The organism is Brevibacterium sp. 239c (assembly GCF_900169365.1).
Taxonomy (GTDB): domain Bacteria; phylum Actinomycetota; class Actinomycetes; order Actinomycetales; family Brevibacteriaceae; genus Brevibacterium.
Genome location: NZ_FXZH01000015.1, coordinates 13,702 through 36,593, shown reverse-complemented (window position 1 = coordinate 36,593; position 22,892 = coordinate 13,702). Strand labels below are relative to the sequence as shown.

Sequence of the window (22,892 nt, the reverse complement as noted above, 5' to 3'; positions counted from 1 at the left end):
GAGCCGTGATCATATTGAGGCGCGTGCCCGTGACGAAGAATTGTCTATGACGAGAAGTGAGGAAGGACGTCCATGCGAACGTCGATAGCAACAGTGTGTCTGTCAGGAACCCTGGAGGAGAAGCTGCGGGCCGCGGCACGTGCTGGCTTCAACGGAGTCGAGATCTTCGAACAGGACCTCGTCGTCTCTCCCGACTCCCCCGAGACCATCGCCGAGTTGGCGCGCGAGCTTGGCATCAGCCTTGACCTGTACCAGCCTTTCCGGGATCTCGAAGGCGTCGAGGAGGCGCAGTTTGAGAAGAACCTGAAGCGTGCGGAATCGAAATTCCAGCTCATGGCCCGGCTCGGGATCGACACCATGCTGCTGTGCTCGAACGTCGGCACCGCCACCATCGCCGATGACGGCGTGGTCGTCGAGCAGCTGCGCCGCCTCGGTGATCTTGCCGATCGCTATCGCGTGAACATCGCCTACGAGGCCCTGGCCTGGGGCCGGTTCGTCTCCGAATACGACTACGCCTGGGACCTTGTGAAGGCCGCCGACCACCCCCGGATCGGAACCTGCCTCGACAGCTTCCACATCCTCTCGCGCAATACGGATCTGGCTCGCATCACGGAGATTCCCGGAGACAAGATCTTCTTCCTCCAACTGGCCGACGCGCCCGCACTGACCATGGATGTCCTCAGCTGGTCCCGCCACCACCGTGTCTTCCCCGGTGAGGGCGCCTGGGATCTCAGCGACTTCCTGACCAGGATCGCCGCTACGGGCTACTCCGGTCCGGTGTCGCTGGAAGTCTTCAATGATTCGTTCCGCCAGGGTGATACCAACCGGACTGCCGTCGATGGCCTGCGCTCGCTGCGTTGGCTCGAAGCAAGCATTGCCGATGCGCCCGCGGCGGGAACTGCTGGCGAGGCGCAGCCTGAGGTCCCGAGCTCCGCGTTGGACCTGCAGCCTCTGCCAGAGGTAGAGGAACCGCGCGGAATCAACTATGTCGAGCTGAGCACCAACGACCTCGGCGCCCTGACTCGCCAGATGCACCAACTCGGGTTCCAGTTCATCGGCTATCACCGCAGCAAACCCCACGTGCAGCTGTGGCTTCGGGGGAAGGCCCGCATCATCGTCAGCGAGGTGACCGAGGAAGCGGGCACCACCTCGGCGCCGGTAAACGGCACGTTCCTGCGCGGAATCGGATTCGAGGTCACCGACTCGCAGTCAGCCATGGAGCGCGCCGCGCTGCTGCTCGCGGAGGAAGTGCCGCGCGATCAGACGCACAACGACGAGGTGCTGCGCGGGGTCTTCGCTCCCGACGGCTCCGAGGTCTTCTTCCATCAATTCAATCAGACGACGCCAGCGTGGATCAAGGAATTCGGACACGATCACGACGAGCAGGTCTCACACATCGACCATGTGAACCTGGCCCAGCCCTCGAATCACTACGACGAGGCTGTCCTCTTCTATACCTCGCTGCTGGCACTGCATGCCCAATCCTCACAGGACGTTCCGAGCCCATCCGGCCTGGTCAGGTCCCAGGTCATGTCGAGCACCGATGGTTCGGTTCGAATGCCGCTCAACGTCTCACCCCAGCCGAACGCCGAGGCCGTTGCGGGCCGTGGAATCGGCTCGGTGGTCGAGGCCTATCCGGAGCATGTAGCAGTAGCCTGCGAGGACATCTTCGAAGCCGCCGCGACTGCGCTCTCACGCGGGCTGGACTTCCTTCCCGTGCCGCAGAACTATTACGAGGACCTCGCTTCACGGTTCGACCTCGATCCGGAATTCCTGCAGCAGCTGCAGGAGAACCATGTCCTCTACGATCGCGACGAACACGGTGAGTTCCTGCACTTCTACACCTCGACGATCGGCTCCGTCTTCTTCGAGATGATCGAACGCCGAGGTGACTACCTTGGGTTCGGTGCCCCCGACGCTCCCGTCCGGCTGGCTGCACAGCATCGGAAGAATGCGCAGCACTCGGCCTGATCGGCGTCTGCAGCCTGCAGGGAATCTGGCGGGTTCCGGGTTCTTCTGGCAGGGTATGACCATGAGCAATGAACAGATCTTCGACGGGCCGTTGGCTCGTGCAGCCCGTGCCCTGGTTCGCGTATCGGCCAAGGATGTTGCGTCCAAAGCCAATGTGAAGAAGTCCGAACTCAAGGATTTCGAAAAAGGTCTCGAAGACCTCACCGAACTGCAGGAGCACCGCGTCCTCGAAGCTCTCGAGGAATTCGGGGCCAGGTTCGTCCTCGATGACTCCCAGGGCGGCTACGGAGTGCGTCTGAAGTTCAACCGCGCCAAGGTTCGCGCCATCGAGCGTTGGGAAGACGAGGGCGGAACACCCGCCGAAGACGACGTCTGATCGAAGTCATCTGATTGATGTGAATCTGAGAGCCGGCCTCGGCCATGCAGACTGCATGGCCGAGGCCGGCTCTCGTTGCGCTTAACTGGGCTGGAGTCAGCCTTGGTTGGAGTCAGCCTTGGTTGGAGTCAGCCGAAGCTGGGGTCAGCCTTGGGCGATGAGCTCCAGGTTGTCGACGACTCGGTTGGAGAAGCCCCATTCGTTGTCGTACCAAGCGACGACCTTGACCATCTTGCCCTCAACGCGGGTCAGGGCGGAGTCGAAGATCGAGGATGCGGCCTGCCCGACGATGTCGCTGGAGACGATCGGTTCGGTCTCGTATTCCAGAATGCCCTTGAGCTCCCCGTCGGCAGCCGTGCGGTAGGCCTCGAGCACCTCGTCGCGGGTGACCTCACGGGACACGATGGCATTGATCTCGACGATCGACCCGACCGGCACGGGCACGCGCATCGCGTCGCCGCTGAGCTTGCCTTCGAGCTGCGGAAGCACCAGGCCGATGGCCTTGGCGGCGCCGGTCGACGTCGGGATGATGTTCTCCGCGGCGGCCCGGGCACGGCGAGGATCCTTGTGCGGTCCGTCTTGGACCATTTGGTCGCCGGTGTAGGCGTGGACCGTAGTCATGAAGCCCTGTTCGATACCGGCCAGTTCATCGAGGACCTTAGCCAAGGGTGCCAGAGCGTTCGTGGTGCATGAGGCGTTCGAGATGATGGTGTGTTCAGGCTTGTAGGCCTCGGTGTTCACGCCGTAGGCCAGAGTGACGTCAGCACCCTTCGATGGGGCGCTGACGAGGACCTTCTTCGCACCGGCGGTGATGTGCGCTCGGGCTTTGTCGGCCTTGGTGAAGCGCCCCGTGGATTCGAGGACGACGTCGACGCCGAGTTCAGACCAAGGCAGGTTTTCCGGGTTCTTCTCGGCAAGGATCTTGATCGGCTTTCCATCGATGATGATCTCATCACCGGAGACCTCGACGGGGAAGGCGAAGCGACCCAGCGTGGTGTCGAACTTGAGCAGCCTGGCCAGGCCTTCGACAGGGCCGAGGTCATTGATGGCGACGACCTCCAGGTCACTGCCGCGTTCCTTCAGAGCGCGCAGTGTGCTGCGTCCAATACGACCGAAACCGTTGATGGCGATGCGAGTCAAAGTCACTCCTTGTCAGAGGTTCTGCTTGTGGGTACAACTCCATAGTCTCGCGTTCAGACAGACAGCAACAGTGGCCAGCAAGACATTCTACGCAAGCTTCTCGCCAGACGTATTGCCAGATGCCGCAAGTATCCGGCCATCACTCATGTAACCTGTTCAGGCGCCGATCAATCGCGACCTTCACTGGTCGATTCAACAGAGCGCCAATCGCCGTCGCCACGGATGGCGGCGGTGATTCGTCGACTGCTGTCACACAGCTGGTGGGCCTGAGTGCGAGTCAGAGAATCGAAGACGAGCCTGCGCACAAGAGCAACGTGCCCAGGCGCCGCCGCAGACACAGCCCCCTGCCCGCTGTCGGTCAACGTCGCAATCGTGATTCGGCCGTCGCTCGGATCCGTAGCGCGGCGCACCCACAGCTTCCGCTCAAGTCGCGCGACTGCTCGTGACAAGCGGGACAGGGTGCTATTGGCGTAGCTGGCAAGCTCACTCATGCGAAGCGATTTTCCCTCAGCCTCGGAGAGGGCGAAGAGGATCCCGAACTCGAAATGACTGATCCCCGAATCACCCTGCATCTGCGCGTCGAGTGCCGCAGGAAGCCACTCCAGAAGCGTCGCCACTGCCGACCATACTTCAAGCTCATCGGAGTTGAACGCATCAGCGGATTCGTCATTGATCATGAGCGCCATTCTAGTACTTCACTTGCCCAGGAAAGTTGATACACCTAAAATTCACTTACTCAGGAAAGTAAATGCTGCCGTGCACAGCGGCGCGAGAGGACACGTACACCATGGATACAGAGATCTCAGGCACAAGGGCCTTCGTCAGCGGTTCCACTCAGGGCATCGGATTCGCGGTGGCCGCGAGCCTGGCCGCAGAGGGGGCCACCGTAGTGATCAACGGCCGCGACGGGCACCGCGTGTCCGATGCGCTTGAGAGTCTTCGCAGCTTGGTGCCCGGCTGCGACGTCTCGGGGATAGCCGCCGACTTCGCTGACCCAGGGCACGTCGGTGCACTCCTCGACGCGCTCGATCCCGTGGATGTGCTGGTCAACAATGTGGGACTCTTTGACGTATCGCGGTTTGAGGAGATCTCGGACGAGGAGTGGCTGCGGTATTTCGAGATCAATGTGATGAGTGGGGTCCGCCTCTCGCGTCGTCTTCTTGATCCGATGCTCAAGAAGGGGTGGGGGCGGATCATCTTCGTCGGCACCGAGTCCGCCGTGGATGTGCCCGGTGACATGATCCACTACGGGGCGACCAAGGCAGCTGCGCTTGCGCTGAGCAGCGGTCTCGCGAAACTCACCCGGGGCACCGGCGTTACGGTCAATACCGTTCTGGGCGGCCCGACCTATTCCGCCGGTGTAGCAGACACGGTCGAGCAGATCGCTTCCGCACAGTCGCTTACTCCTGAGGCTTTGAAGTCCACACTCGTGCGTGAGTCCTCGCTCATCCAACGCTTCATCGAACCCGAGGAGATAGCGAATCTGGTGACCTACCTGGCCAGCGCCAAGTCATCGGCTACCAACGGCGCCGCACTACGTGCTGACGGCGGCATTCTCCCCATCACCGTGTGAGCCGTCTCCGGCGTGTAAGCCATCAGCGAGCACAGTCGTGGCTGCTGGCCAGATCTTCCCCGGAGTCAGCCGGAGAAAGTATGGCGGTATTCGTTGGGAGAGGTGGAGAGGATGCGCTGGAAATGCATGCGCAGATTCGCTCCGGTGCCCAGTCCCACCTGGTCAGCGATCTGCTCGATCCCCAAGTCGCTGTTCTCGAGGAGCTCTCTGGCCAGGTCGACACGGGCCCGGAGCACCCACTGCATCGGCGTGTATCCGGTGTCGTCGACGAAGCGTCGTGAGAACGTGCGTACGGAGACTCCCGCGTTTGCCGCAAGGTCGGTCAGTGTCAGTGATTCTCCGAGATGCTGCAAAGCCCATTCTCTCGTGTCGGCGAAGACCTCACCAAGGGGGTCAGGGACGCTGCGCGGCACATATTGGGCCTGCCCTGCACTGCGGTAGGCGGCCGCGACCAACCGGCGAGCGACCTGGTTGGACAGTCCCACACCGTGGTCGCGGCGGATGAGGTGGAGGCAGAGATCGATCGCTGAGGCTGCTCCGGCCGAGGTCAGCAGCGCTCCTTCGTCGATGAACAGGACGTTTTCGTCGACCTCGATCGAGGGATAGCGTCGGGCCAGTTCCTTCGCCGTTGACCAATGAGTCGTCGCCCGCCGCCCTGCAAGCAGACCGGTGCGTGCAAGGACAAAGGTGCCAGTCGAGATTGCGGCGACCCGGGCACCGCGCTCGAACGCGGAGAGCAGAGCCCCGACGACGGCCGCTGATGGCTCATTTTCGACGACCGAAGCGGCGCCCGGGATGACGATCGTGTCTGCTGCTTCCAATGCGTCGAGTCCGACGTCGACGCTGTAGGAGAGACCATCGGCTCCGATGACCATCCCGGGGGCCGCCCCACAGACTTCAACCGAGTACGGCCAGGTTCCGCCGGGAAGGATACCGCTGGGGTGAACAGACGAGGTGGGGCTGACCGCGTTGGAGCCGCGGCCGAAGACCTGGACGGGAACGCCGAGGTCAATGGCAGACACCCCGCCTAAAGCCAGCACGAGAATCCGGTGCGGCTTCGGGCGGGGTGTTCTGCGCAGTGGGGTTCGGGAATCTTCAGTCATGATTGCTCTTCAGTCTAGGCAATCGAAGGGCCCCGTTCATCAGCGACTCTGAGCAATCGAGGATCGGGCACGACTCCCGGTTCGATTCAGCTGTGGTCGTGGGCTCCGGTGAGCTTGAAGCCGAGGCGTCCGTGGGCGAATGCGCCGCCGGCACGAATCGCCGAGGCGGTCCATGCGGTCTCTGCCAGCTCGGTTTCCGAAGCGCCGGCCTTGACCGCTGCATTCGCGTGCGCATCGATGCAGTAGGCGCACTGGGTCGTCAGTCCGACGGCATAGGCGATGAGCTCACGGTACTTCAGCGGAATCTCACGCCCGTCCTCAGCGAAGACGGCATTATTGAAATCACCGAAGGCCTTGAGGATGTCCGGAGTCGTCTCCTTGTAGGCCTTGTCGTACTTTCCGTCGCCTTCGCGATCGAAGAAATCAGTCATGATGCGCTACCTCCTGGGATCGAAATCGTTCCAAATTGCCACGCTACCTCCAGTGGCAAGGGGATGTATTCGCTTTCGTCACATGTGACCGGAGGAGCGCGCCCGAACGCGGGCCAGACGATGACGGCCCGAAGAAGTCGGTCAGAAGATGCCGGGCTGAGCTGCCAGCGATTGGGGAGCGATGCTTCGAGCAGCCTCGGTGGGAGCAGTCGCGGTCGGAGCTGGACTCCTGAGGTCGGCTGCCGGCTCGACTGCTGAGGCCACCGGCGGAACAGCTGGAGAATCAGCCTTCGGGGGAACCGCCTCGGCGATGGCCTCGAACATGGCCAGGGTGCCGTGCTGGTGGGCAAGGCTCACCGGCTGAGGGTCACTGGAGAGCTTGACGCCCACGGTCTGGGTGGCGCGGTCGATGTAAAGCATCTGGCCGTGAATGCCGATGCCGATGACCACGTCGCGACTGGCCGAAGGCACCCAGAACTGGCTGCGATACATGCCGCCCGGGTAGGACTGCCCCGATGGAGAGTCCGCAAAGACCTGGGCGGAGTCGGCCGCTCCGGTGAAGATGTCGTCGATCCAATTGCCTGACAGAACACGTTCGCCCTCGGCGGTGGTGCCGCCGCGGGCGATCATCTCGCCGAACCTTGCCAGGTCGCGCAGAGTGGTGCTGATGGCGCCGTCGGCGATGGACCCGCCCCAGCGGTCTTGGCAGACCTGCGCTGCGTGGGCCGCACCGATCTTCGACCACAGATATTCGCTGGCAATGACGGAGAAGGGCTGCCCGACGACGGCTTCGCAGATCCAGGCCAGGACGTCGGTCTCGCAGCTGCGATAGACGAAGGCTCCGCCGTGTTCGCGTTCGCTGGTCAGCCCCATGAGGAAGTTTTTGATCCCGTTCGCCGAGGTGGCTGTCCGAGGCGCGAAATCGACGGCTTCGAACAGTGCCCGGATCTCGGAACCTTCTTCGAGGTATTCCTCGGAGAATTTGATCCCGGATCGCATGTCGAGGAGGTCGCGGATGGTTGCTCCGGCGTATCCGCTCTCGGACAGTACCGGCACTCGGGAGGCGACCAGGTCTTCCGGTGAGAGCAGGCCCGCGTCGCTGAGTGCGCCGACGACGGTGGAGACGATGGACTTGCTGATCGAGAACAGCATGTGCTGGCGCGCCGGCTTCATCGGCCAGGCGTACTCTTCCGCCAGTGCCACGCCTTCACGAGTGACGAGCCAGGCATCGGTGAAGGTATTGGCCAGGACATCGCCGACGGTCGACCAGTCTTCGTCTGCGGCGGACCATTTGTCACGGTCGATGGGCAGGGGACGGAAATCATGCTCTTGAGTCACCAGATCACGGACCGAACCGATACCGCGCGGAATTCCGCCGACGGGGAAGAGCTCTTCCATCCGAGTGAGTGAGAATGCGAAGTACTCGGGCCATTTCCAGGAGTCGAGGTCGATGCGTTCGAGAATCGCCTCGGACGGGTCGACGATGGCGTCTTCACTCGCCGAGGTGAGGTCGCCGGCACGCGGCAACGGACGGATCTCCGGTTGTGGCTCTACGACATCCGGCGGGAGTTCGGCTGGGTCCGGTGGGAGTTCACCTGGACCCGCTGGCGGCTCGGTGGAATCGGCGTGGAGTTCGGCTGAGGCTGGTTCGTCGGCGACTGAAATTGGCTCTTCGGCTGAGATTGCCGGCTCAGCTGGGCCGGTGCCGTCGGCAGGTTGCTCACCGTGTGTCTTGATGCCCTTGGTGTTTCCCGAGAGTGCGCCGAATCGACGTGCTCCTGATTCGTCGATGGAGCCGGGCAGCGACTTGTCACCGTCTGCCATAGTTCGCCTCCGCCGGTCTTGATCCGCACGGTCTGCCGATCTGCATGGAAGAGCCTACCTGCCGGAGAAGAACCCGCACAGTCGAGTTCGGCCCCCAGAGCACGATCTGCGCCGCATCGAGTCGGACGACAAGCCTGCCACCAGGCCGATCAGAGCAATCGGTTACTTATCAGTTATTCAACTTACAGTCTGGTGTCCCCGGCACATTCTTGGCCCGCTGCGCACTCTTCTCATACTCCCAGGCCTCAGTCATGCTCCCGCACCGCGAGACGCGGCCGTCGTGTCGATACACCTTGCGCGTGCGCAGGTGCAGCGGCGCTCCGTGCGTATTTCGGGCGCAGAGGGTGGCGTAGCCGAAACTCCGCCCGGGCCACGAGCCGGTCCTATGGCTCTTCACACGGTCCCCCTCTACGCTGGAAACTTACGAACATTCTCGACGAGGAGAATTCGACAATGCTGACGAACTGCCATGTGGATCGCCCGGGCGACGTTGTGACCATCGGATGGTCACTCCCTCAGACCCAGTCCTCGGTGTCGACACATCTCTCCTCCCCCGAGAACTTGCACGAATGGCTGGGACGCCCCACCACGTTCGATGCACGGGTCGGCGGCGAGATCATCGTCGATCATGACGATGGCTACCTCTGCCATTCTGAGGTTCTGTCGGTGGCTCACGGCGACGGCCCGTCTAACGCCGGCAGCGTGGAGCTGTCATAGAAGTTTCCCGATGAGCCGCCGAGCCGTGTGTCTCTGCGCATTTTCGACACCGTCAGCGGGTCCGCTGACGACACCAACCAGCACCCGAGTACTGGTCTGGTTCTCGAGCACTTTGGCCTCGGAACGCTCATCGACTCCTACGTGGCCGGTTGGCTGACCCACCTCACATATTTCGAAGCCTCGCTCGAGGGAAGACCTCTCCCAGCAGGGCAGTTCTGGGCTCTCTGCGCGACTTTCGAGCACCTCCGCGATTCAGCAGATGACGGTCACTTGCCTCGATAGCAGACGGACCTCCTTGCCCGCCGATCAGGAATCGACCACTGACCACACCGTTGTCGACTGCTCGTCGGCCACCAGTGCAACACGTTTTCCGGAACTCAGCCGAGCATATTCACTGGCGGGATAGTCGTCCACGAGCTTGCCCGTTTCAGATTCGTAGAAACTCGTCTTCTTGCTGTCGGTGACGATGACGAGCCCGAGCTCCGGAAGCACTCCTTGACCGCCCCAGGGCATATCACCCGTGGCGTCACCTGCCTCCCAGACAGTCGTTCCCGTATTCGCGTTCAGTGCCATGATGCCCGATTCGCTTCCCGGTACGACCAACAGCGTTCCGTCTTTGGTGTCGACTGGAGAATATTGCGGTGTCCCAAAGGCGCGGATCGATTCCAAGGCCGTTTCGGGGGCGTCCGAGAACCATCCCTGCGGAGATCCGTCCGACCCCTGGTATTTGATCGCCGAGGCGAACAACTGGGGTTGGACACATGCGGGCTCGCCGTACGGAGTGAATACCAGATCTGTCGCACAGACAGAGTCGACGGTGTCTTCCATTGTGAGGCCCTGTGGTTCGTCGATGCTATCGAGAGTCGCTGCATCAGTATCGGGAAGTCCGCTTGGAACGGACAGCTTCGCCACCCTCGTCACAGCCGAATTGTATGGGTCATCTGAAGCTTCCGAGCCGTAGACATAGAGCAACTTCGTCGGATCGGTCGTCGGGTACACGTCGTAGTAGTCGATGCCGGTGTCGTCGATCGAACGCGCCGAGGTGATGGGGACAGTCGTGTGCCGTCCGGTGTCCAACGCAACCCGGGTGATCATCGATTCGTCGCCGTCTCGCCAGGATGCGATGCCGTACTTTCGGTCCGGCGATATATTCATCGTCACTCCCCCGAAGGTCATCCCTTCGATACCGATCGACAGCGACGGCCAGGCCTCTTTTCCTGTCGTGGGATCGAGTGCGTACACCAGAGCATTCCCGTTTTCCGAGGACGGCTCACAGCCAGCGCTTCCGGAGATCCCCAGGTATTCGAGAAGGATTAGATCGCCCTCGCCGAGGATGCTGCTGGTCCCAGTCGTCTGTGCAGCGAAATCCTGCGCCGGATGGCACGCGTTCACGGGATCGGGAATCTGGAATGACCAGACTTCACTCCCATCGGCCCAGGAATATGCTTTAGTTTCACCGGAAGGTTCATTGATAACCACGGCCTCTTCTGCAGAGAAAGCGTCTATCCCGCCTCCGACCTCATCATTGAGGTGGGCATCGAGACTCCATAACTCTTCGCCGTCGGGGTCGATCGCGCGTAGTTTCTCCGCTGACCAGTCTGTGACAAGTGCGTGGCCTGATCCATCGTCGACCACCAGAGTCGCGTGGTAGTCGAGATCGATCGGATCGGCGAGCGCAGGAGTCGTCTCCGGTGACGGCGCCTCATTCTTCTGCGGTGGAGCAGCGTTGCACCCACTGAGGACCAGCAGCGTCGCCACCACTGCGAAAGCTGATTTCCACTTCATAAGTCGTTTTTCCAGGTCATGCCATGATCTTATGTTTCCACGCGCAGTTCCTGCCCCCAGACGCGTGTGCGCTCGGACACATGTCGAAACTCCGCGCGAAGTCCGGCAAGCTCCAGCTGAGCGCACCCTGCTCACCCACCAGCACTTCGATACACGGCCGTCGTGTCGATACACCTGCGCCTGCACAGGTGCGGCGGCGCTCCGTGCATGTTTCGGTGAACCTCAGCAGAATGCGAATGCTCGCAAAAGGCTTGTCAGAGGAACGCGAAGCCGATTAGGCCTGCGGCGATGACTGCTGCCCAGGCAGGCAGCTTCCATTTTTCCTGCGCGATGAAGACGGCGACTGCCAGTGCCAGCGTGGCGAGTGAGGTGATGCCTTGTGTGAATACCGGGTCGTATAGGGCAGCGGCGAGAATACCGACAACGGCAGCGTTCACTCCCAGCAGTGCCCGTCGTACAGCCTGTGCGCGACGAAGACGTCCCCAGAAGGGCAGAACCGCGATGACCAGGAGTGCCGCAGGCAGGAAGATCGCCAGCAATGCAATACCGGCGCCGATCAGTCCAGTCGGGCCCGAAGCTGCCGACGCTCCGAGGAAAGCGGCGAATGTGAATAGTGGCCCAGGAACTGCCTGTGCGGCACCGTATCCAGCGAGAAAGGAGTCGTGACCCACGAGCCCCGTCGCCACGGTCTCCGACTCAAGCAGAGGAAGCACGACGTGACCGCCGCCAAAGACGAAAGCGCCCGCACGGTAGAACACATCAACCAGGCGCAGACTCGAATCTCCGGTCACTGCAGTCAGCATCGGCAGCGCCACAAGAAGCACCACGAAAGCGGTCAGAGCGGCGGCACTGACTCTGCGAGAGATGCGCACTCCAAAGTCCTGTCGCACAGGGTCACCAACGGGCGCGTCGCCGGCCTCCGCAGCTGTGCCACCAGTCTCCGCAACGGCTCCCCCTGTCTCCGCAACGGCTTCTCCACGCAGCCAAGCCAGTCCGGTGACGCCGCCGAGCACAATCGCACCAACCTGCACATACGGGTTCGGGATGAGCAGGATGATGATCATTGCGGCCCCGGCGATGGCGGCACGTTTGGCATCGGGAGTGAGGTTCTTCGCCATCCCGAGCACCGCCTGAGCGACCACGGCCACCGCGGCTGCCTTCAGCCCCGACAGCCACCCCATGTTCGCACCGTCACCCAATGAGGCGATTCCGAAGGCAAAGGCGACCAGCACGATGGCCGAGGGTATGGTGAAGGCGAACCAGGCTGCCAACAGCCCGCCGATGCCTGCCCGCTGCAGTCCGATCGCCATGCCCACCTGGCTGGAAGCAGGCCCTGGAAGGAACTGGCACAATGCGACCAGGTCCGCGTAGGCCCCTTCAGAGAGCCAATTGCGACGGGCGACGAAGGTCTCGCGGAAGAACCCGAGGTGCGCGACCGGACCACCGAACGAGGTCACGCCGAGGCGTAGAAACGCCCAGAACACTTCTCCGATCGTGCCGGGATGTTTACCGCTCATCCGCCACGTCTGCCATCGCCTCGCTCATTCTCACTATTCTGGCCGGGCCAGCCCAGGCAGACCGTCATTACGGCAGAGAAGGTCGCTGAACTTCAAGACAACTCTTGTGCCCTCATCCCCGCGGACTCGATGTCGAGTGCTACACCAGCCCCTGGTCCTCGGCGACGCGGATGGCGCGGGAACGAGAGTCCACGCCCAGCTTTGTGAACACGTTGACCAGATGGCTCTTCACGGTCGCCTCGGTGACGAAGAGCTCCTGCGCGATCTGCGCGTTCGAGGCACCGGTGGCCAGCAGCTTCACCACATCGCGTTCCCTTCGAGTCAGCTTCGGGCCGGGATTGCGCATCGCGGCGATGACCTTCGATGAGATCTCAGGCGGCAGATAGGTCTCCCCGCGTGAAGCCTTCTCGATCGCGGTCGAGATGTCCTCGGGGTTGATGTCCTTGAGCAGGTACCCGGCCGCGCCGGCGTTGAGTGCCGCGACGATTTCGGAATCGTTGTCGAAGGTCGTGAGGATGAGGACCGCAGGCTTCTTCGGCAGGGCGTTGAGCCGCTTCGTCACCTCGATGCCGTCGATGCCCTCCCCCAGGCGCAGGTCGCACATCACTACATCGGGCGCGAGCTCGTCGACCACGGCCAGTGCCTCTTCGCCGCTGCCTGCCTCACCGACGACGGTGATGTGCTCGGGTGCGTCGATGACGGACCGCAGGCCGGCCCGCACCACGGGATGGTCGTCGACGAGGATCACTCGAATCGTCATGCGCTGTCTCCTTGTGTGGATTGTCCATTGGCGTCATCGGCCGCGCCGAGGTGGTTCCTGGGTTCACCGTCGACCGCGACCCCCGGCCGGGAGGTCAGAATCGGATTCTTGGGCAGTGTGGCTGAGATTGCGAATCCCGAGCCCGGCGTCGACTCGATAACGAGCTCTCCGCCCAGCTCGCGCATGCGCGACCCAATGAAGTCGAGGCCGAAGCCGGACTCGGATTCGCGTTTGCGCGAGCCCGGCTCGGCCATTCCGACGCCGTCGTCGACGATGTCCATGCGGATCGACCCGTCGAGATCCATGAGGCTGACCATGACGCGTGAGGCGTGGGAATGCTGCCTGACATTGGCGAGCGCGGACTGTGCAGTCCGCAGCAGGGCCACCTCCACCTCGGCGGGCAGAGAGGGCAGCGTCTCATCGACCTCGACGCGAGCGCTGATAGAAGTGTCGTCCTCAAGACGCGCGAGCAGACGGCGGATGGCCGCGGTCAGCGCCCCGTCCTCGAGCTCGGCCGGGGCGAGGGCGGCGATGATCCGGCGCACGTCTCGCGAACTCTGCGCTGCGAGGTCTTCGACTTGGCGCAGGACCTGCTGGGCATGCTCGTCGGTGGTCTTGTCCACCTCGGCGTGGGCGATGAGCCGGATCGAGGAGATCTCCTGTGCGATTGTGTCGTGGATGTCGCGGGAGACCCGGGTGCGTTCCTGGATCTCTCCTGCATGACGCTGGGTCAGGGCCAGTTCGTCCTGTAGGTCAAGGAGATTCTGGTGAGCCAGCTCCAAGGATTGGAGCAGCTCTTCGCGCCTGCGCCCTTCGCGCAGAAGTTCGATATAGCCGCGGGAGAGGCCGAGGGCGAAGACCGCCCCGATGAGGGAACCGATGATGCTCGCGGTGCCGACCTCACCGTAATGGGCCAGGGGTGCCACGACCGTGGCGATGTAAGTCAGGGCGGTGAAGACCACGGCGATGCGGATCGAGAACAGGTGTCCGGCGAGGAGCCAGAGGACGAAGGCGATCCAGATGAACTCGGCGGAGACCAGCAGGGTGCACAGCCACGCACCGGCGAGGACCAGCAGCCACCATTTGGCCAGGACGATCGCACCGCTGCGGGCAGCCCGGACGGCACCGAGGGTGTACCAGGCGAGGAAGACGATGCTCACTGCGATCGCCGCCAGCGGTGCCGCTCCCCCGTCGATGGCGCGGATGCACGAGATCACGGTGAGGGCCAGGGCCATCGCGTGCTGGCCGATCTCCATGGTGCGCTCTGTCCACCCGCGTGTGTCCACGGTTTCACCTTCCTGCATGTCGTTCGTCCTGCCAACTCAATCACATCTGCGGCGAGCGCGTGCGCTTTTCGACGGGTTGCGCTTTCGATCGAGTGCACACTGTCAGGCATGCGTGCGGCTTCAGCTGGGCTCGCTTTCAGCCCAGTGCGCACTTTCAGCCGAGGATTCACACGACGGGGCCCGGCCACCGATGTCTTACGGTGGCCGGGCCCCGTCCACTGCCGTCAGTGCCATTTGTCCTCGGCACTGCGGTGACGGTCAGTGCTTGCTGTGTCCTGTCGAGGCACCGACGCTCTCGGATTCGCTCAGCAGGTGAGTGCGCTCTGCGTGAGTGCTGCCTGCTTGAGCACTCTCGTCCGGTGTGTCATCGGCAGCCGATGATTCCCGAGTTCCTGCCTCACCAGCACCGGCTGCCGTAACACCGGCACCGGCTGCCGCGGCATCAGCATCGGCGTATTTGTGCTCCGAGCGGGTGATCGCCTTGTTGGGCCACCACATCTTGTTGCCGGCCAATCCGAAGATGGCTGGGACGATGACCGTGCGCACGATGATGGTGTCGACGAGCACGCCGACTCCGACGATGAGCCCCAGCTGACCGAGGACCATCAGCGGCAGCATGCCCAGTGCTGCGAACACTCCGGCCAGGACGATGCCGGCGCTGGTGATCACGCCGCCGGTGTGGCTGACGGCTTCGATCATGCCTTGACGGGAACCGTGGATGACAGATTCCTTCTTCGCCCTGTGGGACAGGAAGATCGAGTAGTCGATGCCCAGTGCCACGAGGAACAGGAACGCGAGTATCGGAACCTGCGCATCCAGTGCCGCCTGGCCGAAGATCGTCCGGCTGAGGAACGCTCCGAGACCGATCGATGCGGCCGAGGAGGCCACGTTGACCACCAGCAGGGTGCCCGCCACCAGAGGTGCACGCAGGATGCCGAGCAGGATGATGAAGCTGATGGCCAGGATCAGCGGTGCAATGGCCAGGAAGTCCTGAGCATTTCCGTCGCGGGCATCGAGTTCCGTGGCAGCCGCGCCGCCGACCTTTGCGTCCGCACCGTCGATCGCGTGGACATCGGATCGGATGTCGGTGACCAGATCCAGGCCTGCGGGGCTGTCGGGTTCGTATTCGCCGGTGACCATGACCTTCGAGATCGAGGTTCCCCCGGTCGTCGTCTTGTCGGTGACGTTGGCGCGTACGACCCCGTCGAGGTCTGACACGGAGTCCGCGACCTCCTTCGCATGTGCCGAGTCGGTGACGACCCAGATCGGCTGTGATTCGCCGGGCGGGAAGTGGTCGGCCAGAGTATCGAGGCCCTGTGCCGATTCTGACTGCACGCGGAACTTCTCGGATTGGTCCAGTCCCACCGAGGTGCCGATGAGTCCCGTAGCCATGACACCGAGAATGATGATTCCGGCGCCGAGGTGGATGCCCGGTTTCTTGACCACGCGAGTCGCGATGGTCCTCCAGATGGAGGCCTTCGCAACGGGCTTCGCTCCGGTGGTTTCGTCGGAAGCTGTTTCGACGACCGCGATTTCATCGGCGGCTTCCTGAACCTTGGGAACGAAGGGCCAGAACACGCCCTTGCCGCAGATCGCGAGGACCGGGGGCAGTGCGAAGAGCACGGCGGCTGCGGCGATGATGAGTCCGACCGCGGCGGTGATGCCCAGTCCGCGGGTTCCTGGGATTACGGCGAAGATAAGGCTGAGCAGGGACAGGACCACGGTCAGGTTCGAGGCGAGGATCGTCGAGGCTGTGTGCGTCCAAGCGGAGCCCAGCGCCAGACGGTGATCGCTTTCGCGGCCGAGCTCCTCCCGGTAGCGGGAGATGAACAGGAGCGCGTAGTTGGCTCCGGCGCCGAAGACCAGGACGCTGATGATGCCCGCGTCGAACTGCAGATCCAGTGCGTCACCCACGGCAGCAGTCACGGTGGAGGCGAGCCCATCGGCGGTGCCGATGACGATCAGTGGCAGCAGCCACAGGATCGGTGACCGGTAGGTGATGATGAGCAGCAGCGCGACGATGACGATGGTCACGATGAGGAGTGTGAAGTCCGCGCCGCCGAACGCCGAGGCGATGTCGGCACCGATGGCGGGGCCGCCGGTGACCAGGAGGGACATGCCGGAGTCTGTGAGCTGACCGGCCTGGGAGTCATTGGCGATGAAGCCGCGGAGTCCGTCGACGGTCTCGGCCGTGTCGGAGTTCGTCAGTCCGACCTCGATCGGGACCATGAGCAGCGCGGCCTTGCCGTCATCGCTCATGATGGGCCCGCTCGCCTTGGATGCATCGTCACCGGCAGATGAGTCTGTGCTCGAATCACCGGATTGAGCCGAGTCGATGTAGTCGCTGAGCGAGCCGCTCAGCTTCCCCAGTTCTGACTGGTCGGTGTCGCTGAGGACCGAACCGTCGTCGTGGGAGGCAACGACCATGACCGACTGCTTGTCGGCGTCGGGGAACTTCTGCAGGAGCTGTGCGGCCTGAGTGGATTCGGAGTTCGCCGGGGCGGATTCGTTGGCCCGATCCTCGCCTGCCCCGGACAGGAGTCCGAAGAGGAGAGTGACGAGGATGACGACCCCGCCGAGGACGAACCACGAACCGCGCTTCGACACCAGTGTGTGCGCGCTTTTCGTGAGTGTTGTGTTCATGTCTTAAGCTCATCAATTTTCTGAGCTCAAAACATCGCCTAGGAGTTCAGACTAAATCTGCAACTTTCGATGGAGTCTCGCGTGTATCAGGCGATCGTGGCACCCGCGGCGTCCATCTCAGCCAGCGCCAAAGTGGAGGAGTCCTTGCCGACACCGGCGATGAGGTCCTGCAGAACGCGGACGGACAATCCGTTCTTCAGAGCGTCGAGGACCGTGGCGCGCACGCAATGGTCGGTGGCGATGCCGACGACGTCCACCTCGGTGATGGTGAGGTCTGTGAGCAGATCGCCGAGGCGCTCCCCCGTATCCGTCGTCCCTTGGAAGGCGGAGTAGTCGGGTGTGCCCTGCCCCTTGCGCACGTGGTGGGTGATGGCTTCGGCGGCCAGCAGTGAATCGTATGCAGCGCCCTCGGTGTCCGCGACGCAGTGCTCGGGCCAGGTGTCGACGAAATCGGGGTTCTGGCTGAAGTGGCCGCCGTTGTCGCTGCCGGCGTCGTGCCAGTCGCGGGAGGCGATGATCGCGTCGTAGTCATCGGCGTGGGTGTCCACAAAGCGTGTCACCTCTTCGGCGACACGGTCGCCGCCATCGACGCCGAGCGCCCCGCCCTCGGTGAAGTCGTTCTGGATGTCCACGATGAGAAGTGCCTTCGCCATATCTCGAGCATAGGCGCTTGTGTGCCGTTTTCCAGAGACCGCGGCGAAGTCGCTCAGATCCATCCTTCTGCACGGAAGATGCTGCGGTAGATATCTCTGATGACATCGTGTTTGCGGGCGTTGTACTCCATGACCGTCTCACCGGCGGCGTTCGCCTCGGCGACGGAGCGCAGCTTCACGTTCTGATAGCGGTCCCGGTCGCCGGGATGACTGCGCAGCCGGTCGCGGAACATGCGCATACGGGCGATTTCCGAACACCGTGGGCCGAAGACGTGGAGATTGCACATTGGGGTGAGGGAATTTCCGGTGCCAGCGTCGATGTGCTTGAACATTCGGTGCTGATACCAGGCAGGTTCGCGAAGCACGAGCTCGAAATCTATGGAGTTCAGACGAGGCCGGTAGGCGGTCTCTTCACCTGGGTCAGGGACGACGAGTGCGATGTCGATGATGGGCTTCGCCGCCAATCCCGGCACAGAGGTGGAGCCCACGTGTTCGATGCCCATTGCCGTGGGCCCGAGCACGGCCAGGATTTGGTCAGACAGCTGCGAATACTGCTCGAACCAGGAAGGATCATGCTCGACGAGCGCGATCGGTGCGCGGGGCGGGCCGGACCGGACCCACATATCGGGGTCATCGACATCATGAAAGGTGATGATCTTGTCCACCTCGACGATACGAGACTCAGCTTCGGCTTTGAGAGGCTTGGTGCTGCCGTCGTCTTTTTCGGGCATGTTCTTCACACTAGCCATGTTGCTGGGCCTTCATCCGGTGGGTTTGCCTTCAAACCAGTAGAACTGTGAGAAGTAGTGATCCTTCGGCAGCTCCAGATCCTGTTTGACCACGGCGCGCACCTGCTTGATGAGGCCGCGTTCGCCTGCTGCCCAGACATAGAGACCACTCTGGTCGAGACCAAGCGATCGAATGTGTTCGGCCAGGGCATGCCCCATCGGGCCGTTGCGGGGGACCCAGTCCCACCGCACGTTCGGATGGTCGGTCCGAGGAAGGCCTGCAACGGTCTCTGGATCATGGTCATCTTCGAGCACAACGGTCACAGCCACCTCGGCGGGGAAAGCGTCGAGCCAGGAGTTCACTGCGGGCAGTGCTGTCAGGTCGCCGGCAAGGACCACATGATCGGTGTCGTCAGGCAGATCGATGCGGGCGGGGGTCAGCGCGGCTTCGATCCTCGTGCCCGGCCTCGCGGTCGCGGCCCACTTGCTGGCGGGTCCGCTTCCCGCGGGATTTGCCTCATCGCTGTGAAGGACGAAGTCGAGGCTGAAGGTTCCGGCGGTCAGATCCACATCGACGAAGGTGTACCCACGCTGACTGACTTGGGCGCGGCCCTTCTCCGGATGGGGGAACCAGAGACGAGTCCAGACTGTGGGAAAGACCTCGCTGAGCTCGGACAGGAGCTCGGGTCCCGTGAAGTGGATTCGCCGGTAGTAGTCGGTGAAGTCCTCGACCTGCGTCACCGCGACCTCATGGTTGGTGATGCGCATCAGGCGCATGACCCCGCGCTGCCAATTGACCATACTCGTCCACCCCTTCGCCCAGTAATATTTTCATTCCTGAGCTTAGCCTAAGCTAACTAAAATGGGGTGGACTGAGAAGCGACGACACGAGGGCAGCCGCGGACCGGTTTCAGCCCTGCTTCAGGGCCTTCTTCTGAGCCTTCTTCGCGGCCTTCTGTGCCGCCTTCTTCGCTGCCCGCTTAGTCGTCTGAGCGCCTGCAACCAGGAGGAGTCCGCCCAATGCCGCAACGTTCTTAGAGAAGTGGACCTTGTGAGCGGCAGCGTCGGCACCGTCCATGTCCCAGAAGGCATGACCGGCCAGCGTGGTCGGCACCAGGGATCCGGCGAGGGCGAGCGCGGACAGGCGCGGCTTGATGCCCAGCGCCATGGTGGTTCCGGCAAGGAGCTGCAGTCCCCCATTGGCGCGAACCAGGAGTTCATCGTCTTCGGGCAGGACCGGCAGGTATTCGCGGATCGCATCGAGTGTCGGGGCGGCGGCCGCGACACGACCGCCGGGGCTGGTCAGCGCCGAATAACCGCCGGTGATGAAGACTGGTGCGGTGAGTACGCGTCCTGCTGTCTGCAGCAACGATGGACCTAGTGCCATGGAGTTCTCCTTGAGGTGTGGGGTTTTGAGCCTAACGGATGCTCGACCTCAGCCTCAAAGCACTTCGCTGCTAGGCGCCGCTGTCGGACTCGTCGCGGGAGTCCCAGTCGTGCCCGACGTGGGCGTCTCGGTCGCACTTGCTGCAGGTGCAACGGGCGCGGGCGCTACAGCCTTCGGCCGCTTGAAACCCAGTTCGGGCTGCTTGCGAAACTGGCCGGTGGCGAAGAGAACGGCGATGACTATCGCTGACACGATCCAGCCGCTCACACCCAGGAACGAGACCAAGGCCATGTCCGGCGCCTCGGCGGAGCCATCGATGAAGAGTCCTAGCAGCATTCCCGCTGAACCGTTGAGCGCAGCATGCCCGGCGACGGCCGGCCAGATCGATCCGGTGCGCAGCCGCAGCCAGCCGAACAGGATTCCCAGCATGACGCATCCGCCGACCATGAACGCCAGGCCGGTGATGTCGGGGCGAGCGAAGTTGTATCCGAGCAGGATCAGCGGTGCGTGCCACAGACCCCAGATCACTCCGACGATGATGAGCGCGGGCCAGGTGCCGAGAGGACGCAGGCTCGTCAGCAGCCAACCCCGCCAGCCGACCTCCTCACCGAAGGCGACCGTGAGGTTGAACAGCGAGCCCAGGGCCATGATCACCAGGTAGCCGATCACAGCCACAGCCACAGGGATCTCTTCGAGCCCGGGCAGCTGCGCCAACTGCGCTTTGAACCCAGAGAGGCCGAGCAGGTCAACCTGCATCCAGCCGAAGGCCGCTCCCACCAGGTAGGCCACGGCGACCAGCACGAAGATCCCGAAGAATGCGAGCGCGGTCATGCCCAAAACCCGACCGAAGGGACGCAGCGGCCAAATACCGAGGTACCTGACTATGCTGGCCCGCGGGCCACCGGTGCGACGGCGCTGGATGAACATCGCCACGACCACAGCTATCAGCGGGGTGAACATCATAGCCATCCCCGAAACTTGCACCAGCATCACGTTTCCGAGGCCCTCGCCGCTCAACCACAGCGGCAGGCACACGAGCCAGGCGAGGATCACCGCGACGGCAACGAAGACTGCGAACTCGAGCCACGGCACCGTGGCCGGAACGATTGCCAGGGGTCGCCCCTTGGGGTCGACTTCCTCCCTCGCCGAGGCAGCTGCCGGCTCTGCGCCTACGATCACTTTGTCGTTGCGTTCCGTTTCCATGCTCACGGCTTCTCCTCAAATCCTGCGCCGGCCTGCATTTCCTGCGCTGTCCTTAGGATCCAACCTACGTTGCCGCAGAACCGGCCACCTCCGCCTCGTGGATGAAATCGTTCTCGCCCGCATGGCCGAGCCGCGCTGTTCTTCCCTCGAGCGCACCGACTCCAGACACCCAGACCCATCCGCATTCTGAGATACGATGAGTCTCGTTGAATCACCGTCGACTCGTGCAAAGGTGCACTCCTGATGACCGAACCATCCCCGAAATCACATCTCTCGGACGCCGACCACCTCTCCGTCCTCGGCTACAACGACTCCTTCGAACGGTCGATGAGCCCCTGGGCGAACTTCGCCCTCGGCTTCACCTACCTCTCGCCCCTCGTCGGCGTCTATTCCCTTATGGCCGTCGCCCTGTCCACCGGTGGTCCACCGTCGATCTGGTGGATCATCATCGTCGCGTGCGGGCAGATGCTGGTGGCATTGGTCTTCGGCGAAGTCGTCTCCCAATTCCCCATCGCCGGTGGAATCTACCCGTGGTCACGCAGATTGTGGGGCAAAAAATATGCGTGGATGGCCGCTTGGGTCTACATCTGCGCACTCATCGTCACCATCACCTCGGTGTCGGAGTTCGGTGCCGGGTTCGTGGCGAGTCTCTTCGGCTTCGCACTGGGCCGCAACACCACTCTCCTGCTGGCATTGGCGCTGCTGATCCTCGCCCTGGCCATCAACTTCAGCGGCACCAAATGGTTGGCTCGGATCGCCAGGATCGGCCTGTTCGCCGAACTCATCGGTGTCATCGGACTGGGACTGTTCCTGCTTATCTTCGAGCGCAAGCACAGTTTCGGCGTGTTCTTCGACTCCATGGGCACCGCCGGTGACGGCAGCTACGTCGCAACTTTCATGGGTGCAGCGGTCGCCGGACTCTTCCTCTTTTACGGCTTCGAGGCCTGCGGCGACGTGGCCGAAGAGGTCTCCAATCCCGCTCGCGGCATCCCGAAGGCCATGCTCATGACGATCGTCGTCGGCGCGGTTTCGGCCCTGTTCTCATTCGCCGGCTACGTGCTGGCGGCCCCGAACCTCGACGAGATCGTGGCCGGACAGGTCGAAGATCCCATTCCCACGATCCTTGAGGGAAGCCTCGGCACGGTTGGGGCCAAGATCTTCCTCCTCGTCGCCATCACCGCCTTCATCTCCTGCGTGCTCAGCCTCCAGGCCGCCGCCTCGCGCCTGATCTTCAGCTTCGCTCGCGACGGCATGATGCCAGGCCACCGTTGGCTGTCGAAGGTCACCGACGGGACGAAGGTCCCACGCAACGCCCTCATCGTGGCCTGCATCGCACCGGCACTCATCTGCGTGCTCATCTGGTTCAACGACGGAATTCTCGTCGCCGTCACCTCATTCGCGATCCTCGGCATCTACCTGGCCTTCCAGATGGTCGTCCTCGGCGCACTGCGTCAGCGCGTCAAGGGATGGAAGCCCGCCGGCCCATGGTCACTGCGCGGCTGGGGCTTCCTCGTCAACACCGCGGCCTTGGCCTACGGCATCTTCGCCATGATCCTGCTCTCCCTGCCCGGCGACTCGGGGTCCTTCTTCGCCGACTGGATCGTGCTCATCGGCCTCGTCGTGGTGCTGGCCGCCGGATTCATCTACCTCTTCATCGCCCGTCCCGATCGACAGTCCGATGCTCCCGAAGGTGATGCGATCGCCGTCGCCGAGGCGATCCGCTCCCACCACTCGAATCGCTGAGCCCCGAGGTCGCAACCACGAAACGTCGAGCGGACCACTTAGCATCGAGCGG

The 22,892-nt window shown here is 62.9% G+C and carries 20 protein-coding genes; 5 read left to right on the top strand and 15 right to left on the bottom strand.

Annotation, left to right across the window (positions count from 1 at the left end; all coding sequences use genetic code 11):
- The first annotated feature begins 72 nt into the window (after nt 1-72).
- Together BSP239C_RS13845 and BSP239C_RS13840 are read left to right on the top strand one after the other, a co-directional pair.
- Nucleotides 73-1,971, top strand: coding sequence for a bifunctional sugar phosphate isomerase/epimerase/4-hydroxyphenylpyruvate dioxygenase family protein (locus tag BSP239C_RS13845; RefSeq protein WP_101573840.1), 1,899 nt, complete (start codon nt 73-75; stop codon nt 1,969-1,971).
- A gap of 61 nt (nt 1,972-2,032) precedes the next feature.
- Nucleotides 2,033-2,347, top strand: a complete 315-nt coding sequence (locus BSP239C_RS13840) for a transcriptional regulator (protein ID WP_101573977.1) — start codon at nt 2,033-2,035, stop codon at nt 2,345-2,347.
- Nucleotides 2,348-2,491: 144 nt separating this feature from the next.
- Here BSP239C_RS13840 and gap read toward each other — a convergent pair whose 3' ends face one another.
- Together gap and BSP239C_RS13830 are read right to left on the bottom strand one after the other, a co-directional pair.
- On the bottom strand, nt 2,492-3,487 hold the full coding sequence (gap, locus tag BSP239C_RS13835; RefSeq protein WP_101573838.1) for a type I glyceraldehyde-3-phosphate dehydrogenase: 996 nt from the start codon (nt 3,485-3,487) through the stop codon (nt 2,492-2,494).
- Between the two features lie 167 nt (nt 3,488-3,654).
- Entirely contained in the window at nt 3,655-4,164 is a 510-nt protein-coding gene (locus tag BSP239C_RS13830; RefSeq protein ID WP_101573975.1) for a MarR family winged helix-turn-helix transcriptional regulator, read from the bottom strand.
- Between the two features lie 110 nt (nt 4,165-4,274).
- Between BSP239C_RS13830 and BSP239C_RS13825 the strand changes: the two genes are divergently transcribed.
- Nucleotides 4,275-5,060, top strand: a complete 786-nt coding sequence (locus BSP239C_RS13825) for an SDR family NAD(P)-dependent oxidoreductase (protein ID WP_101573973.1) — start codon at nt 4,275-4,277, stop codon at nt 5,058-5,060.
- 65 nt (nt 5,061-5,125) lie between these two features.
- Here BSP239C_RS13825 and BSP239C_RS13820 read toward each other — a convergent pair whose 3' ends face one another.
- The 3 genes from BSP239C_RS13820 to BSP239C_RS13810 form a co-directional block, all read right to left on the bottom strand.
- Nucleotides 5,126-6,163, bottom strand: a complete 1,038-nt coding sequence (locus BSP239C_RS13820) for a GlxA family transcriptional regulator (protein WP_101573836.1) — start codon at nt 6,161-6,163, stop codon at nt 5,126-5,128.
- An 86-nt stretch (nt 6,164-6,249) separates the two neighbouring features.
- A complete protein-coding gene (locus BSP239C_RS13815; protein ID WP_101573833.1) occupies nt 6,250-6,594 on the bottom strand; it encodes a carboxymuconolactone decarboxylase family protein in 345 nt (114 codons plus the stop codon).
- 141 nt (nt 6,595-6,735) lie between these two features.
- On the bottom strand, nt 6,736-8,418 hold the full coding sequence (locus BSP239C_RS13810) for a serine hydrolase (protein WP_101573831.1): 1,683 nt from the start codon (nt 8,416-8,418) through the stop codon (nt 6,736-6,738).
- A 453-nt stretch (nt 8,419-8,871) separates the two neighbouring features.
- On the opposite strand from BSP239C_RS13810, the gene BSP239C_RS13805 reads away from it, so the two are divergent.
- A complete protein-coding gene (locus BSP239C_RS13805) occupies nt 8,872-9,135 on the top strand; it encodes a hypothetical protein (protein ID WP_101573829.1) in 264 nt (87 codons plus the stop codon).
- Between the two features lie 306 nt (nt 9,136-9,441).
- On the opposite strand, the gene BSP239C_RS13795 is transcribed toward BSP239C_RS13805, so the two are convergent.
- The 10 genes from BSP239C_RS13795 to BSP239C_RS13750 all read right to left on the bottom strand — a co-directional run bounded on the left by BSP239C_RS13795 (nt 9,442) and on the right by BSP239C_RS13750 (nt 21,097).
- Nucleotides 9,442-10,920 (bottom strand): PQQ-binding-like beta-propeller repeat protein, encoded by a 1,479-nt coding sequence (locus BSP239C_RS13795; protein WP_101573827.1) that lies wholly within the window; start codon nt 10,918-10,920, stop codon nt 9,442-9,444.
- 254 nt (nt 10,921-11,174) lie between these two features.
- Complete coding sequence (gene chrA, locus BSP239C_RS13790; protein ID WP_101573826.1) at nt 11,175-12,437, bottom strand: chromate efflux transporter; 1,263 nt, start codon at nt 12,435-12,437, stop codon at nt 11,175-11,177.
- 139 nt (nt 12,438-12,576) lie between these two features.
- Nucleotides 12,577-13,197, bottom strand: coding sequence for a response regulator transcription factor (locus BSP239C_RS13785; RefSeq protein ID WP_101573825.1), 621 nt, complete (start codon nt 13,195-13,197; stop codon nt 12,577-12,579).
- The gene (locus tag BSP239C_RS13780) at nt 13,194-14,483 is read right to left on the bottom strand and encodes a sensor histidine kinase (RefSeq protein ID WP_257930212.1); all 1,290 of its coding nucleotides are present in this window, start codon (nt 14,481-14,483) and stop codon (nt 13,194-13,196) included. Before BSP239C_RS13780 ends, BSP239C_RS13785 begins: the two co-directional genes overlap by 4 nt.
- 258 nt (nt 14,484-14,741) lie before the next feature.
- Nucleotides 14,742-17,126, bottom strand: a complete 2,385-nt coding sequence (locus BSP239C_RS13775) for an MMPL family transporter (RefSeq protein ID WP_101573824.1) — start codon at nt 17,124-17,126, stop codon at nt 14,742-14,744.
- A gap of 86 nt (nt 17,127-17,212) precedes the next feature.
- On the bottom strand, nt 17,213-17,779 hold the full coding sequence (locus BSP239C_RS13770; protein ID WP_101573823.1) for an isochorismatase family protein: 567 nt from the start codon (nt 17,777-17,779) through the stop codon (nt 17,213-17,215).
- Nucleotides 17,780-17,832: 53 nt separating this feature from the next.
- Nucleotides 17,833-18,510, bottom strand: a complete 678-nt coding sequence (locus BSP239C_RS13765) for a GrpB family protein (protein WP_257930211.1) — start codon at nt 18,508-18,510, stop codon at nt 17,833-17,835.
- A gap of 30 nt (nt 18,511-18,540) precedes the next feature.
- Nucleotides 18,541-19,308, bottom strand: a complete 768-nt coding sequence (locus BSP239C_RS13760) for a siderophore-interacting protein (RefSeq protein WP_101573819.1) — start codon at nt 19,306-19,308, stop codon at nt 18,541-18,543.
- Nucleotides 19,309-19,417: 109 nt separating this feature from the next.
- Nucleotides 19,418-19,894, bottom strand: coding sequence for a DoxX family protein (locus BSP239C_RS13755; RefSeq protein WP_101573817.1), 477 nt, complete (start codon nt 19,892-19,894; stop codon nt 19,418-19,420).
- A gap of 54 nt (nt 19,895-19,948) precedes the next feature.
- Entirely contained in the window at nt 19,949-21,097 is a 1,149-nt protein-coding gene (locus tag BSP239C_RS13750) for a CPBP family intramembrane glutamic endopeptidase (protein ID WP_101573815.1), read from the bottom strand.
- A 243-nt stretch (nt 21,098-21,340) separates the two neighbouring features.
- On the opposite strand from BSP239C_RS13750, the gene BSP239C_RS13745 reads away from it, so the two are divergent.
- Nucleotides 21,341-22,840: an APC family permease gene (locus BSP239C_RS13745; RefSeq protein ID WP_101573813.1), complete on the top strand. Its 1,500-nt coding sequence runs from the start codon at nt 21,341-21,343 to the stop codon at nt 22,838-22,840.
- The last annotated feature ends 52 nt before the right edge of the window (nt 22,841-22,892 follow it).

Bases quoted from the DNA above. Each gene is read 5' to 3' on its own strand.
- BSP239C_RS13805 (WP_101573829.1), top strand. From the start codon at position 8,872: ATGCTGACGAACTGCCATGTGGATCGCCCGGGCGACGTTGTGACCATC.
- BSP239C_RS13825 (WP_101573973.1), top strand. From the start codon at position 4,275: ATGGATACAGAGATCTCAGGCACAAGGGCCTTCGTCAGCGGTTCCACT.
- BSP239C_RS13770 (WP_101573823.1), bottom strand. From the start codon at position 17,779: ATGGCGAAGGCACTTCTCATCGTGGACATCCAGAACGACTTCACCGAG.
- BSP239C_RS13785 (WP_101573825.1), bottom strand. From the start codon at position 13,197: ATGACGATTCGAGTGATCCTCGTCGACGACCATCCCGTGGTGCGGGCC.
- BSP239C_RS13810 (WP_101573831.1), bottom strand. From the start codon at position 8,418: ATGGCAGACGGTGACAAGTCGCTGCCCGGCTCCATCGACGAATCAGGA.
- BSP239C_RS13755 (WP_101573817.1), bottom strand. From the start codon at position 19,894: ATGGCACTAGGTCCATCGTTGCTGCAGACAGCAGGACGCGTACTCACC.
- BSP239C_RS13830 (WP_101573975.1), bottom strand. From the start codon at position 4,164: ATGATCAATGACGAATCCGCTGATGCGTTCAACTCCGATGAGCTTGAA.
- BSP239C_RS13795 (WP_101573827.1), bottom strand. From the start codon at position 10,920: ATGAAGTGGAAATCAGCTTTCGCAGTGGTGGCGACGCTGCTGGTCCTC.
- BSP239C_RS13765 (WP_257930211.1), bottom strand. From the start codon at position 18,510: ATGCCCGAAAAAGACGACGGCAGCACCAAGCCTCTCAAAGCCGAAGCT.
- BSP239C_RS13775 (WP_101573824.1), bottom strand. From the start codon at position 17,126: ATGAACACAACACTCACGAAAAGCGCGCACACACTGGTGTCGAAGCGC.
- BSP239C_RS13745 (WP_101573813.1), top strand. From the start codon at position 21,341: ATGACCGAACCATCCCCGAAATCACATCTCTCGGACGCCGACCACCTC.
- BSP239C_RS13760 (WP_101573819.1), bottom strand. From the start codon at position 19,308: ATGGTCAATTGGCAGCGCGGGGTCATGCGCCTGATGCGCATCACCAAC.
- BSP239C_RS13750 (WP_101573815.1), bottom strand. From the start codon at position 21,097: ATGGAAACGGAACGCAACGACAAAGTGATCGTAGGCGCAGAGCCGGCA.
- BSP239C_RS13840 (WP_101573977.1), top strand. From the start codon at position 2,033: ATGAGCAATGAACAGATCTTCGACGGGCCGTTGGCTCGTGCAGCCCGT.
- BSP239C_RS13815 (WP_101573833.1), bottom strand. From the start codon at position 6,594: ATGACTGATTTCTTCGATCGCGAAGGCGACGGAAAGTACGACAAGGCC.
- BSP239C_RS13845 (WP_101573840.1), top strand. From the start codon at position 73: ATGCGAACGTCGATAGCAACAGTGTGTCTGTCAGGAACCCTGGAGGAG.
- BSP239C_RS13820 (WP_101573836.1), bottom strand. From the start codon at position 6,163: ATGACTGAAGATTCCCGAACCCCACTGCGCAGAACACCCCGCCCGAAG.
- chrA (WP_101573826.1), bottom strand. From the start codon at position 12,437: ATGAGCGGTAAACATCCCGGCACGATCGGAGAAGTGTTCTGGGCGTTT.